Below are 12,781 nucleotides of genomic sequence, written 5' to 3'. Positions count from 1 at the left end.
TAACCCCACCCGCGCGGGGCGACGTGGCCCCGGCCCGTGTCAGGCGACGCCGAGCCCTTCGAGCACCACCGCGTTGGGCAGCTCGGCGAACGCCTTGCCGGGCACGATGAGCTTGCCCCGGCGGCTGCCGCTGCCGATCAGGACGTACGGAAGGTCGACGACGGCGGCGTCCACGAGCAGCGGCCAGCCTGAGGGCAGGCCGATCGGGGTGATGCCGCCGTACTCCATGCCGGTCTCGCCGGTCGCCGTGTCCATCGGCGCGAACGAGGCCTTGCGCGCGCCGAGTTGGCGGCGCACGACGCCGTTCACGTCGACGCGGGTCGTGGAGAGGACCAGGCACGCGGCGAGCGAGGCCTCGCCGCCGCGCTTGCCCGCGACGACGACGCAGTTCGCCGACTGCTCCAGGATGTCCTGGCCGTAGTGCTCCACGAAGGTGGCGGTGTCGGCCCACCGCGGGTCGGTGTCGACGTGGATGACCTGCTCGGCGGGGACGCTCCCGCTCCATCCGCGCACGGCGCCCGCGACGGGTGCGACAAGGAGGTCGAGGGCCTCGGGCGCGGGTCGGACGTCGTCGAAATCTCCCATGGGTGCACGCATGGCCGCACGCTAACAGGCCGCCCCGACGGCTCGGCCCCGCGGTTCAGTACGACGAGGCGTGCGCCGGGGGCACCGACACCGACATGGTCATCTCGACCGGCTCGGCACCCTTGTTGTGATAGCCGTGCGCCACGTTCGCCTCGAAGGACGCGGCCGACCCGGCGGGCACGAGATGCTCCACGCCGTCCACGACGAGGGTCAGTTCGCCCGCGGCCACGTGCAGGAGCTCCATCGTCCCCGGCGGGTGCGCGTCGGAGTCGCTGCCGTCACCGGGCATCAGCTTCCACGCCCACAGCTCGAAGGGCCCGCGCGCCTCGGTCCCGACCAGGAGTGTCGTGCTGCTGCCCGCCTCCGTGGACCACATGCGCACCGCCTGCTCCGGCGGCACGAGCCGTACGTGCGAGCCCTGTTCGTAGTCGAGGAGCGTGGTGATGCTGACGCCCAGGGCGTCGGCGAGCTTCACCGTGATGCCGACGCTGGGGTTGGTCCTGGCCTGCTCGATCTGGATGATCATGCCGCGGCTGACGCCCGCGCGGGCCGCGAGCGCATCGAGCGTGAAGCCCCGTTCCGAGCGCCAGCGCTTGAGGTTGCGGGCGAGCGACTGGGTGAGCTGATCGAGGTCCGACACATTCCGTCCAATATATTGGATGACAGAGTTTAGAATAGTGAACTACGGTGTGGTGCACCTGAAGGTTCACCACACTGTACTGCGAGGATTTCCGATGACGGCACTGTTCGCCCTGGCCACCAGCCTCCTGTGGGGCCTGGCCGACTTCGGCGGCGGGCTGCTGACCCGGCGCCTCCCCGCGCTCACGGTGGTCGTCGTCTCGCAGGCCATCGCGGTGGTCGTCCTCGGGGCGATCGTGGTCGCCACGGGTGGCTGGACGGAGTGGGGGCCGCAGCTGTGGTTCGCGGTCGGCGCGGGGCTCGTCGGCCCCGCCGCGATGCTCGCCTTCTACAAGGCGCTGGCGCTCGGCCCGATGGGCGTCGTCTCGCCGCTCGGCTCGCTGGGCGTCGTCGTACCGGTGGGCGTCGGGCTCCTCCTCGGCGAGCGGCCGGGAGTCCCGCAGTTCGCCGGGATCGCCGTCGCCGTGGTCGGCATCGTCCTCGCGGGCGGGCCCGAGCTGCGCGGCGCCCCCGTACAGCGCCAAGCGGTCCTGCTCACGCTGGTCGCGGCCTTCGGGTTCGGCGGGGTGATGGCGCTCATCTCCGAGGCGTCGAGCAACCTCACGGGTCTGTTCCTCGCCCTGTTCGTGCAGCGCGTGACGAACGTGGCCACCGGCGGCGCGGCCTTGTTCGTCTCGGTGAAGCGGGGCGGCAGGGCGCTCCCCGAGGGCAGCGGAATGCGCGTCGTCTGGGTAGCGGTCCCGGCGCTGGCCTTCGTCGGCCTCGCGGACGTCGCGGCCAACGGCACGTACTCGGTGGCCGCCCAGAACGGCCCGGTCACCGTGGCCGCCGTGCTCGCCTCCGTCTACCCGGTGGTCACCGCACTCGCCGCGCGCCTGGTGCTCAAGGAACGGCTGCGCGGGGTGCAGGCGGCGGGCGCGGGCCTCGCTCTGGTGGGCACGGTGCTCCTGGCGAGCTGAAACGGGCCGCTTTAGGGGCGCGGGGAACTGCGCGAACAGCCACGACGCGCCCGCAGACGACAAGGCCCCGACTATCCCTCCAAATCCCCCAGCGCAAGCAGCTGCTCCGGCGTGACCCCGTCAGGAATCGGCACAGGCGCAGGCGTACGCAGCGGCGGCTGCCACCCCGCTTCGGGGTCCCAGGTCCGCACCACGCGGGCCGGCGCTCCCGCGACCACCGCGTGGTCAGGGACATCGCCCCGGACAACCGCCCCCGCGGCCACCACGACATTCCGGCCGATCCTGGCGCCCGGCAGGATCACCGCGTTCGTGCCGATCCAGCAGCCGGGCCCGATCTCGACCGGCTCCATGCGCGGCCACTGCTTGCCGATGGGCGTGTGCGGATCGTCGTACGAGTGGTTCGTGGACGTCACGTACACCGTGGGCCCGAAGTAGCAGTCGTCGCCGATCGTCACCGTGGTGTCGGCGATGACGTGGCTGCCGCGGCCGAGCACGACGCCGTTGCCGATGCGCAGGATCGGGTCGGGGCCGAGGTCCAGGTCGGGCATCATCCCGGCGGTGAGGGTGACCTGCTCGCCGATGATGCAGTGGTCACCGATGCGGATCCACGGCTCACCGAAGACGGTCCCCTGCGGGAAGGACAGCTTCGTGCCGTGGCCGATCGCGCCGAACCGCAGCCTGCCCGGCCGCTGCGCGGTGACGGCGCCCGTCCGCTGCACCCAGGCCCAGCCCGCGTGGACGGCGCGCTGGGTCGCGCGGCGCCGCCAGTCGGCGACCGCGGATGAGAACGTGTTCCTGTTCTTCGGCACGCGCTCACGTTACTCAGCCACGCGGGGCTGAGTGAGCCCGGACCCCTGTGATCTTCACCCCACGGGGCGGCGGACCCCACCCCGTCCCGTACGGTTCCGCCAGGCGCGAGACACGTACGAATGGAGAGTTCCGATGAGCCACGAGGCACTCATCACCGGGTTCGGCGGCAAGCACCCGCAGATCGACCAGGACGCCTTCACCGCGCCCACCTCGGTCATCATCGGCGAGGTGACGCTGCACGCCGGTGCGAGCGCCTGGTACGGGGCGGTGCTGCGCGCGGACGGCGGGCCCATCGTCGTAGGCGCCGACAGCAACATCCAGGACAACTGCAGCCTCCACGTCGACCTGGGCTTCCCCATGACGATCGGCGAGCGGGTCTCGGTCGGCCACAACGCCGTCCTGCACGGCTGCACCGTCGAGGACGACTGCCTCATCGGCATGGGGGCGACGGTCCTCAACGGCGCGGTGATCGGCGCCGGTTCACTGGTCGCGGCGCAGGCCCTCGTCCCGCAGGGGATGGTCGTGCCGCCCGGCTCACTGGTCGCGGGCGTTCCCGCCAAGGTGCGCCGCCCGCTCACCGACGAGGAGCGCGCGGGCGTCACCCTCAACGGCACGATGTACGTCGAGCTGGCCAAGGCCCACCGGGACGCCCACGCCGGGTGAGGTTCAGTCGGCGGCCGGAACGGGGACCGGCTCGGCCGCCGCCTTCGCACCGCTGTCGGCCTCCACGGCCGAGCGCGCCTGCGCCGACTTCTTGGCGCGGCGCTTGACCAGCAGCATGGAGCCGACGCCGATCAGGACGGCGATGGCCAGGCCGAAGTACGAGAACCGCTTGAGCCAGTCCTCGGCGACGACGCCGATGTAGTAGATGACGGCGGTGGTGCCGCCCGCCCAGACGATGCCGCCCAGGACGTTGGCGATCAGGAACTTCCAGTACGGCATGCGAAGGACGCCGGCCAGAGGGCCCGCGAAGATCCGCAGCAGGGCGACGAAGCGGCCGAAGAAGACCGCCCACATGCCCCACTTCTGGAAGGACTGCTCGGCGCTGCCGACGTTCGCGGCACTGAAGTGTTTGGGGAATTTGCGTTCGAGCCAGGCAAGGAGTGGCCGGCCGCCCTTGCGTCCGATCGCGTACCCGGTGGAGTCGCCGATGATGGCACCCGCGGTGGCGCAGATCCCCAGGATCACGGGGTTCAGCTCGCCGTGCTGCGAGGAGAGCAGCGCGGCGGAGACGAGGACGATCTCACCCGGCAGCGGAATGCCCAGGCTCTCCAGACCGATGACCACGCCCACCAGCGCGTAGATACTGACGGCCGGTACGGTCTCCAGCCATTCCTGGACGTGCAACGCCGGTTCCTCCTGTGCTGATGTGCGTGTACCCGGCGTGCGCGCTCCCCCCAAGATCGCGCACGCCGGGCAGCCTACCCGCTCACCCGGCGTCGGCCGGGGCGGCGTCCCAGAGGTCACACCTGTGCTCACGGGCCACGGAGGTGCTCAGCTCGTTGCCGCCCGCGGAGGCGGTGCGCAGCGAGAGCACCTGGCCCGGCCGCGTCCGCTGGTCGGGGGCGGCGGGCTGGCCGTCGGCGCGCGGCACGCCGCCGTGGAGGAACGAGCCCCAGTACTGGACCATCTGCCGGGCGAGAACCCGCTGCTCCGCGTCGAGCGGCGAGGCGAGCCCGAAGTGCTTGAAGAGGTACTGCACTTCGTTGACGTGGGTCGCCCCGAAGTCGAACGTCTTGCCCGCCTCCCGGATCGAGGCGAAGGGCGGCGAGGTGCGGTCGGCGAACTCATAGGCGTAGACCGGGCCCCGGCCCGCGAGCGACCTGTCCATGCGCAGTGCCGGGCACGCGAACATCTGGTCGCCTTGGGCGGCCGCGTACGCGTGGGTCGGCGAGGCGTGCTCCGCGAGCGGATAGCGCTCGAGGACCTTGGCGCCCAGCTCCGCGCCGTACGTCCGGGTGAGCGCGCCCGGATACTGCTCCGCGGTGAGCGGCTTGCCCTGGCCGTCGAACTGGCCGTAGGCGAAGAGGCGCCCCTCGTCGCTGTTCGCGCCGTTCAGGACCGGTACGCGCGAGGCGCTTCCGTTCCCGTACGCCTCCATAGGCTGGACCGGCAGGAAGTCACCGCCGGCCACCGGGCCCCAGTCGAACCCGCCCTGCGCCGCGAGGATCTCCTCGGCGGGCTTGGCGCGCAGACACGCGAGGGCGGTCGCCGGGTCGGGGCAGCCCGCCTTCTTCGCGAACGCCGCGCCCTGCGTGCGGGCCTCGTCGCGCTCGCGGGCGGCGCAGTCCCCGTAGGCGCCGCTCTGCACGATGCCCGCGCGGAAGAGGCCCCTGGCGGTGGGCGAGGCGAGCTGCGTGCAGACGGAGCGGCCGCCCGCGGACTCGCCGGCGATGGTGACGCGCTGCCGGTCACCGCCGAACGAGCCGATGTTGGCGCGCACCCAGCGCAGCGCGGCCTGCTGGTCGAGCAGGCCGTAGTTGCCCGAGACCTGGTCGGACGCCTCCGAGTCGAGGTCCTTGCCCGCGAGGAAACCCATCGCGCCCAGGCGGTAGTTGACGGTCACCACCACCGTGCCGGTACGCCGGGCGAAGGTGTCGGGCACGATGTCCTCGCCCGCGCCGGCGGTGAGCCCGCCGCCGTGCAGCCAGACCATGACGGGCCGGGGCTTGTGCTGCCCCTTGGGTGCGTAGACGTTGAGGTCGAGGCAGTCCTCCGTGTGGCTGGGGTTCTCGTATCCGGGGTCCCAACTCGCGCTCTGTACGCAGCGGTTGCCGAAGGAGGTCGCCTCGCGCACGCCCTGCCAGGACTTGGCGGGACGCGGCTCCTTCCACCGGAGGTCGCCGACGGGCTGCCGGGCGTACGGGATGCCGAGGAACTGCCGTCCCTCGGCGGTTGCTTCTCCGCGCAGCCACCCCGCGTCCGTGCGGACGAGGGTGCCGCCGCCGGTCCGGTCCGGGGCCTCGGGGGTGGTCTGGGCCTGTGCGGTGTGCGGGGTGAGCAGGGCCGCGGCGGCGGCGATGACCGTGAGGATGGTTCGGGTGGTTCGCTTGCGTCCCGTGCGTGCCGTGCGTCCCGTGCGTCTCATGTGGCGACTCCTCTGACGACGTCAACCCTGGCGGCCGGAAACTATGACCACTGCTGACTCGTGTCAATGAGTTGAACAGAAGGCGGGCCAGAACGGCTCGATGGAGTCATGACGAACGGCGCCGCTCCGGTCGGGACCCCCGTGGCCCGGCCGACGCGACGCCGCTGTGTTCAAAGAACGTACGGAAGCGAACGCCCGCACGCGACTCAGTTATTGGGTCGCAGCGTCCATACGACGGTCATCTCGCCGGTCACGGCGCCGTCCTCGCGCTGGATCGCGATCGCCACCGGGAACTCGGGACGCTGCCCCGCGTCCAGTTCGGCGACGACCTCGGCGGCCGGGCGGCCGAGGGTCGCGGTGGCGGTCACCGGCCCCATGGCGAGCTTCTTGTACGCGATGTCGGCGCTGACGGCGAGCGGCACCGCGCGCGAGAGCTGGTCGCCGAACGCGGCGAGCACGATGGCGCCGCTGGCGGACTCCCCCAGCGTGAACATGGCTCCGGCGTGCGGCCCGCCGACGTGGTTGTGGTAGTCGGCCTGGTCGGGCAGGGCGACGACGGCCTTCTCGGGCGTGGTCTCGCGGAACTCGAGGTTCAGCGTCCGGGCCATCGGCACGGTGGCGGCGAGCATCTCGCCTATCGACATCTGGTCAGTGCTCATGGCCGGGATGTTACCCACGAGTAGCGTTCTTTGGCCAGGGAGCCCGCCGGGGGTGGATCACGCTCACCTATCGTTGCTGCGCATGTGGCCAGGAGAGCAGCAGCCCGGGGGCGGGCCGAACCAGCCGAATCCGTACCACCAGCCCGGATATCAGCAGTCGGGACACCACCAGCCCGGATATCAGCAATCGGGACACCAGCAGCCGGCTCCGTGGAACGCGCCCACCGTTCCCGGTGGCACACCCCAGGCGCCGCAGGGCGGAGGGGGTGGCGGGGGCGGCAACAGGACCAAGGTCATCGCCGTCGTCGCCGCGGCGGCGGTCGTGGTGGCCGCGGGCGTCACCGGCTTCCTCGTCCTCGGCGGCGACAAGGACGACCGCGCGCAGCCGGACCCCACGAAGTCCTCGGCCACGGCGCCGAGTACGGCGGGGTCCGGGGGCTCCGACTCCCGCGGCAAGGGCGGCAACCCCGAGCCGACGATCCCGGGCTGGCAGACCGTCGTGAACCCCAAGCGCGGCATCGCCTTCGACGTGCCCGCGGGGTGGGACCTGAAGTCGACGGACTGGGTCGGATGGGTCGCGGAGGCGGACGATCCGGAGGACAAGCCCATCGTCGCCTTCGCCGCTCCCGCGTACCTCAAGGAGAAGTGGTGCGGGGCTGACGAGGACAGGGACGGCACCAAGGACTACACGCCCCTCGCGGCGGCGGGCACCAAGGGCAACAACGGCGCCAGGAGCACCGAGGAAGCCGCCGGCAAGGATGCCGAGCTGTGGGTCTACGGCGCCTTCACCCAGCCCGACAAGAAGAAGGTCGACGTCGGGGCCGCCGAGCCCTACACCACGAAATCGGGCCTCAAGGGCAGCGTGGTGACCGCCTCGTCCTCGGGCGTCGAGAAGAAGGGCAAGTGCGACTCGGACGGCACGGCCACGGTGTTCGCGTTCAAGGACTCCGAGGGCGCGTTCGCCTCGTGGTCCTTCCATGGCGCGACGGGCGTGAGCGACCAGGTCCCGGACGCCACGGTCAGGAAGATGCTCGGCACGGTGCGCGAGATCAAGTCACGACCGAAGTCCTGAACGACCCGCCCGTCACGGCCGCTTCACCACCCGGGCGGCCGTGACGTGTCCGCTCCAACACCCCGTATCGTTTCCCGCCATGTGGCCAGGACAGCAGCCGCCCGGGGGCGAGCAGAACCCGCAGGACCAGAATCCCAATCCGTACCAGCAGCCGGGGTACCAGCAGCCGAATCCGTACCAGCAGCCGGGGTACCAACAGCCCAACCCGTACCAGCAGCCGGGGCCGGGACAGCAGGGCCAGTGGAGCGTGCCGACCGCGCCGATGGGCGTGACGCAACAGCCCGGCGGTGACGGGGGCGGCGGCAACGGCAACAAGACCAAGCTGGTGGCCGTCATCGCGGCGACGGCGGTCGTGGTGGCCGCGGGCGTCACCGGATTCCTGGTGCTCGGCGGCGACAAGGACGACGAGGCGGACGCGAAACCGTCCAAGTCGCCCGCCACGTCCGGCGCGAAGAAGCCCGGCGCGGACCCGGCGACCGGCGGCGGCGAGGACGAACGCGGCACGGACAAGGGCCCCAAGCCGGTCGTCAAGGGCTGGCAGGTCGTGGTGAACCCCAAGTGGGGCACCGCCTTCGACGTCCCGGCGGACTGGGAGGTGCAGACCCCCGACACGCTCATCGGCTTCGAGGACGCGAGCAAGGAACCCGGGGCGAAGCCGCTCATCACCATGTCGGCGCCCGCGTACTACAAGTCCAAGTGGTGCTCCGCCGACGACGACAAGGACGGCACGAAGGACGACACCGCCCTGGGCGCGGTCGGCACCAAGGGTGCGAACGGCGCGAAGAGCACCGACGAGGTCGCCGTCAACCAGGTGCCGTGGTGGGTCTTCGGCGGGTACACGCAGCCGGACAAGAAGAGCCTCACCGTCGACAAGAAGGCGAAGCCCTACACCACGCAGTCGGGGATCAAGGGCAGCATCGCGCGGGCCTCTTCCACGAACACGCCCCAGAAGGGCAAGTGCGACTCGGACGGCAAGGCGATCACGTTCGGCTTCAAGAACTCCGAGGGTGGGTACGTCGCCTGGAGTCTCTACGGCGCCAAGGGCGTCAAGGAAGAGATCCCCGAGGCGACGATCATGAAGATCCTCAGTACGGTGCGTCTGCACGGAGACCCGACGGAGTCCTGAGCCGTTTCATGCGCCGGTGGGGCTTGTGACCCGATGTGCCGACCGCCCCGCGGGGGCAGCGATGACATCAGGCCACAAGCCCCTCTATGGTTACTGCCCATGTGGCCAGGACAGCAGCCGCCCGGGGGCGAGCAGAACCCGCAGAACCAGAATCCCAATCCGTACCAGCAGCCGGGGTACCAGCAGCCGAATCCGTACCAGCAGCCCGGGTACCAGCAGCAGCCGCACTCCGGCTCCTTCTCGCAGCCCGAGCAGCCGCAGTGGGCGGCGCCCACGCCACCGCCGATGCCGTCCCAGCCGGGCGGCGGTCAGGGCGGGGACGGAAACAAGACGAAGATCACCGCGATCGTCGCGGCGCTCGCCGTCCTGGTGGCCGCGGGTGTCACGGGCTTCCTGGTCCTCGGCGGCGACAAGGACGACGAGGCGGACGGCAAGCCGGACAAGAAGTCGCCGGCCAAGTCGGCCTCGCCGAAGCCGAGCCCCAGTGAGTCGGAGGGCGGCTCCGAGCGCGGCACGGACAATGGCCCGAAGCCGACGGTCAAGGGCTGGCAGGTCGTCGTGAATCCCAAGTGGGGCACGGCCTTCGACGTCCCCGCGGACTGGGAGGTCGACACCCCCGGCACCTTCATCGGCTTCGAGGACCGGGAGAAGGGCGACGGCAGCGCGCTCATCGGCATGTCCGCGCCCGCGCACTACAAGTCGAAGTGGTGCTCCTCCGACGACGACAAGGACGGCACCAAGGACGACGTCGCCCTCGGCGCGGTCGGCACCAAGGGCCAGAACGGCGCCAAGAACACCAAGGACGTCGCGCGCAACGACTCCGCGTGGTGGGTCTTCGCCGGGTACACGGGCCAGAAGAAGGCCGACAAGAAGAAGATCAAGGTCGGCAAGGTGGAGTCGTACACCACCACGTCCGGCGTCAAGGGCAGCGTGGCCACCTCCACGACGTCGGGCGTCGTCAAGCAGGACAAGTGCGACTCGGACGGCAAGGCCACGACGTTCTCCTTCAAGAACGGCGACGGTGAGTACGTCGCCTGGTCGCTGTACGGCGCCAAGGGCGTGAAGGACGAGATTCCCGACGCCACCGTGAAGAAGATCCTGAGCACGGTACGGCTGCACGGCGACCCCGAGGAGTCCTGAGCCGCTGAGCCGCCCGCGGGTTCCTGACCCCGAGCGGAAACGGTTTGGCAAGTCGGCGTCCCGGCGTGGATAGTCCCCTGGTGAACACTCCCCCCGCCGTGCGCCGCCCCTCCTGGGCCGGCCGCAACTACAGCCTGCTGACCGCCGCCGCGATCGTGACCAATCTGGGCAGCCACGGCGCCCTGATCGCGGCGGCGTTCGCGGTGCTCGACGCGGGCGGTGACGGCGGGGACGTGGGTCTGGTGGCGGCGGCGCGGACGCTGCCGCTCGTGTTGTTCCTGCTCATCGGCGGTGCTGTCGCCGACCGGCTGCCGCGCCACCACGTGATGGTCGCGGCCAACGCGCTCAACTGCGTCTCGCAGGCCGTCTTCGCGGTCCTCGTCATCTCCGGCACACCCCCGCTCTGGTCGATGATGCTGCTGACCGCGCTCGGCGGCACCGGCCAGGCCTTCTTCGGCCCGGCGGCCGAAGGCATGCTGATGTCGACCGTCAGCGGCGAACAGGCGAGCCGCGCCTTCGCTATGTACCGCATGGCGATGCAGGGCGCGGGCCTCGGCGGCGCGGCGCTCGGCGGTCTGATGGTCGCCGCGCTCGGGCCCGGCTGGGTGCTCGCGGTGGACGCGGCGGCGTTCGCGGTGGCCGCGGCCCTGCGCTCACTCCTCGACGTCAGTCATATCCCGGTGCGCGCGCCCGGCGGCGGGCTGCTCTCCGATCTGCGGGAGGGCTGGCGGGAGTTCACGGGACGGCCGTGGCTGTGGGCGATCGTCGCGCAGTTCTCCGTGGTGGTGGCGGTGGTCGGCGCGGCCGAGGCGGTCTTCGGGCCGCTGGTTGCCCAGGACGAGCTGGGCGGCGCGGGGCCCTGGGGTCTCGCGCTCGGCGCGTTCGGCGCGGGCACGGTCGGCGGCGCGTTCCTGATGATGCGCTGGAGGCCGCGGCGGCTGCTGCTCGCGGGCACCCTGTGCGTCTTCCCGCTGGCCGCACCGTCGGCGGCGCTCGCGGTGCCGCTGCCGGTGTGGGGGCTCGCGGCGGTGATGTTCGTCAGCGGCGTCGCGATCGAGGTGTTCGGCGTCTCGTGGATGACGGCGATGCATCAGGAGATCCCCGAGGAGAAACTGTCGCGGGTCGCCGCGTACGACTGGTTCGGCTCGGTCGCGATGGTCCCGCTCGCCACGGCGCTCGCGGGCCCTGCCGAATCCGCCTTCGGGCGCTCCGCGTCACTGTGGGGCTGCGCGGCCCTGGTGGTCCTGGTGACGGCGCTGGTGCTCTTCGTCCCGGACGTACGCAATCTGACGCGCCGGACGGCATCAAAGGAAATCACGATGGACCTCACCAAGGCGGCTGCACCCCTGGGCGCCCCTCCGGCAATGCCCTCAGCCGACGCTGAAAGCGCCGCCGGACGGCTCGGCTAAGGCAACCGCGCCCTCGTCCCGCACCGACCGCCCATTTCGCCAAGCCAGCCGCTCGCCTGGGCGGCCCCCCGGCAATGCCCTCAGCCGATGCTGAAGACCCCGTCGGGCGGCTCGGGTAAGGCAACCGCGCCTTTCGTCAAGGCAGCCGCTCCCCCGGCCGCACCCGCAACAGGCCCGCAGCCAAACCCTCAGCCAGTACCGAAAGCCCCGCCCGGGCGCCTCGGCTCAAGCCACCGCGTCCACATCCCGCACCGGCCGCCCCCTTCACCAAGGCAGCCGCTCCCGCGGCTTCCCCCCATCACACCCTCGGCAGCCCCGCAGCCCAGCCTCAGCCAAACCCTCAGCCAATGCTGAAAGCCCCGCCCGGTGGCTCAGGTGAGGCCACCGCGTCCTCGTCCCGCACCGGGCTCGCGTCGCCCGTGAACAGGCGTAGTGCAGTCCCGTGCTCGACACGTGCCGGGAAGATGTCGGCCGCCGTGCGGCGGGACAGGGCCTCGATGTCGATGGACTCGTGCGAGGCGACGAGCACCGCGTTGCCGAAGCGGCGGCCGCGCAGCACGGCCGGCTCGGCGATCAGCGCGACCTCCCCGAACACCTCGGCGAAGGTGGCGAGCTGGGAGCGCAGGAAATCGAACGGCGCCCCGTCGGCGAGGTTCGCCGCGTAGAGACCGCCCGCGCGCAGGACCCGGTCCGCGGCGCGCGCGTAGGCCACCGAGGTCAGATGGGCGGGCACCCGGGAGCCGCCGAAGACATCGGCGACGAGTACGTCGGCGCTGTCCGGAGCCGCCGCCTCGAGCCACTGCCGGGCGTCCGCGCCGTGCACGGTGATCCCGGAACCCTTGGCCAACGGCAGCCGCTCGGTGACCAGTTCGAGCAGCCCCCGGTCCGCCTCCACCACGTCCTGGCGTGAACCGGGCCGGGTCGCGGCGACATAGCGGGGCAGGGTGAGCGCGCCGCCGCCGAGGTGGATCACGTCCAGGGGGCGGCCCTGGTCGTCGGCCGTGTCCAGGACGTGCGCGAGCCGCTGCGCGTACTCGAACTCCAGGTGGGTGGGCGCGTCCAGGTCGACGTACGACTGGGGCGCTCCGTCGACCGTGAGCAGCCAGGCGCGCGGCCGGTCCACGTCCGGCATCAGCTTGGCGGTGCCGTGGTCGACGGCCTTGATGACGGCCATGGCCTCGTCCGCACCTTCATCCGCGCCTTCATCCACGCTTTCGTCCGCGCGTTCGTCCTCAGTCACCGGTCCATTGTGCCCGCCTCCCCCGGGGGTGGACCCCCGCGGGAAGCGGGCACA

At 71.5% G+C, this 12,781-nt stretch carries 13 protein-coding genes; 6 read left to right on the top strand and 7 right to left on the bottom strand.

Translation table 11 applies throughout. From position 1 onward, the window contains the following. Positions 1 to 39: 39 nt before the first annotated feature. Positions 40 to 597: a YbaK/EbsC family protein gene (locus ACWFRU_RS17165; protein WP_453687726.1), complete on the bottom strand. Its 558-nt coding sequence runs from the start codon at positions 595 to 597 to the stop codon at positions 40 to 42. Between the two features lie 43 nt (positions 598 to 640). After that, complete coding sequence (locus ACWFRU_RS17160; protein WP_453687725.1) at positions 641 to 1,225, bottom strand: XRE family transcriptional regulator; 585 nt, start codon at positions 1,223 to 1,225, stop codon at positions 641 to 643. A 94-nt stretch (positions 1,226 to 1,319) separates the two neighbouring features. On the opposite strand from ACWFRU_RS17160, the gene ACWFRU_RS17155 reads away from it, so the two are divergent. Continuing rightward, positions 1,320 to 2,183: an EamA family transporter gene (locus tag ACWFRU_RS17155; RefSeq protein ID WP_453687723.1), complete on the top strand. Its 864-nt coding sequence runs from the start codon at positions 1,320 to 1,322 to the stop codon at positions 2,181 to 2,183. A gap of 71 nt (positions 2,184 to 2,254) precedes the next feature. Here the strand turns inward: ACWFRU_RS17155 and ACWFRU_RS17150 are convergent, their stop codons facing one another. Further along, positions 2,255 to 2,992 (bottom strand): acyltransferase, encoded by a 738-nt coding sequence (locus ACWFRU_RS17150; RefSeq protein ID WP_453687721.1) that lies wholly within the window; start codon positions 2,990 to 2,992, stop codon positions 2,255 to 2,257. A 133-nt stretch (positions 2,993 to 3,125) separates the two neighbouring features. On the opposite strand from ACWFRU_RS17150, the gene ACWFRU_RS17145 reads away from it, so the two are divergent. Then, positions 3,126 to 3,656 (top strand): gamma carbonic anhydrase family protein, encoded by a 531-nt coding sequence (locus ACWFRU_RS17145; RefSeq protein ID WP_453687719.1) that lies wholly within the window; start codon positions 3,126 to 3,128, stop codon positions 3,654 to 3,656. A 3-nt stretch (positions 3,657 to 3,659) separates the two neighbouring features. Here the strand turns inward: ACWFRU_RS17145 and ACWFRU_RS17140 are convergent, their stop codons facing one another. The 3 genes from ACWFRU_RS17140 to ACWFRU_RS17130 all read right to left on the bottom strand — a co-directional run bounded on the left by ACWFRU_RS17140 (position 3,660) and on the right by ACWFRU_RS17130 (position 6,725). Beyond that, a complete protein-coding gene (locus tag ACWFRU_RS17140; RefSeq protein ID WP_453687718.1) occupies positions 3,660 to 4,340 on the bottom strand; it encodes a DedA family protein in 681 nt (226 codons plus the stop codon). Between the two features lie 82 nt (positions 4,341 to 4,422). Further along, positions 4,423 to 6,081 (bottom strand): carboxylesterase/lipase family protein, encoded by a 1,659-nt coding sequence (locus tag ACWFRU_RS17135; protein ID WP_453687717.1) that lies wholly within the window; start codon positions 6,079 to 6,081, stop codon positions 4,423 to 4,425. Between the two features lie 206 nt (positions 6,082 to 6,287). After that, positions 6,288 to 6,725: a DUF4442 domain-containing protein gene (locus ACWFRU_RS17130; RefSeq protein ID WP_453688296.1), complete on the bottom strand. Its 438-nt coding sequence runs from the start codon at positions 6,723 to 6,725 to the stop codon at positions 6,288 to 6,290. A 97-nt stretch (positions 6,726 to 6,822) separates the two neighbouring features. Here ACWFRU_RS17130 and ACWFRU_RS17125 point away from each other — a divergent pair, with 97 nt between their 5' ends. The 4 genes from ACWFRU_RS17125 to ACWFRU_RS17110 all read left to right on the top strand — a co-directional run bounded on the left by ACWFRU_RS17125 (position 6,823) and on the right by ACWFRU_RS17110 (position 11,487). Then, positions 6,823 to 7,812, top strand: coding sequence for a hypothetical protein (locus ACWFRU_RS17125; RefSeq protein ID WP_453687715.1), 990 nt, complete (start codon positions 6,823 to 6,825; stop codon positions 7,810 to 7,812). Between the two features lie 79 nt (positions 7,813 to 7,891). Continuing rightward, positions 7,892 to 8,938, top strand: coding sequence for a hypothetical protein (locus tag ACWFRU_RS17120; RefSeq protein ID WP_453687713.1), 1,047 nt, complete (start codon positions 7,892 to 7,894; stop codon positions 8,936 to 8,938). Between the two features lie 99 nt (positions 8,939 to 9,037). Next, complete coding sequence (locus ACWFRU_RS17115; RefSeq protein WP_453687711.1) at positions 9,038 to 10,078, top strand: hypothetical protein; 1,041 nt, start codon at positions 9,038 to 9,040, stop codon at positions 10,076 to 10,078. Positions 10,079 to 10,155: 77 nt separating this feature from the next. Beyond that, positions 10,156 to 11,487: an MFS transporter gene (locus ACWFRU_RS17110; RefSeq protein WP_453688294.1), complete on the top strand. Its 1,332-nt coding sequence runs from the start codon at positions 10,156 to 10,158 to the stop codon at positions 11,485 to 11,487. A gap of 340 nt (positions 11,488 to 11,827) precedes the next feature. Here ACWFRU_RS17110 and ACWFRU_RS17105 read toward each other — a convergent pair whose 3' ends face one another. Then, positions 11,828 to 12,661: a spermidine synthase gene (locus ACWFRU_RS17105; protein ID WP_453688292.1), complete on the bottom strand. Its 834-nt coding sequence runs from the start codon at positions 12,659 to 12,661 to the stop codon at positions 11,828 to 11,830. Positions 12,662 to 12,781: the final 120 nt, after the last annotated feature.

The organism is Streptomyces sp. NPDC055099 (assembly GCF_053607685.1).
Note: the sequence above shows the minus strand (reverse complement) of the source record. Positions and strands in the feature narration are given on the sequence as shown.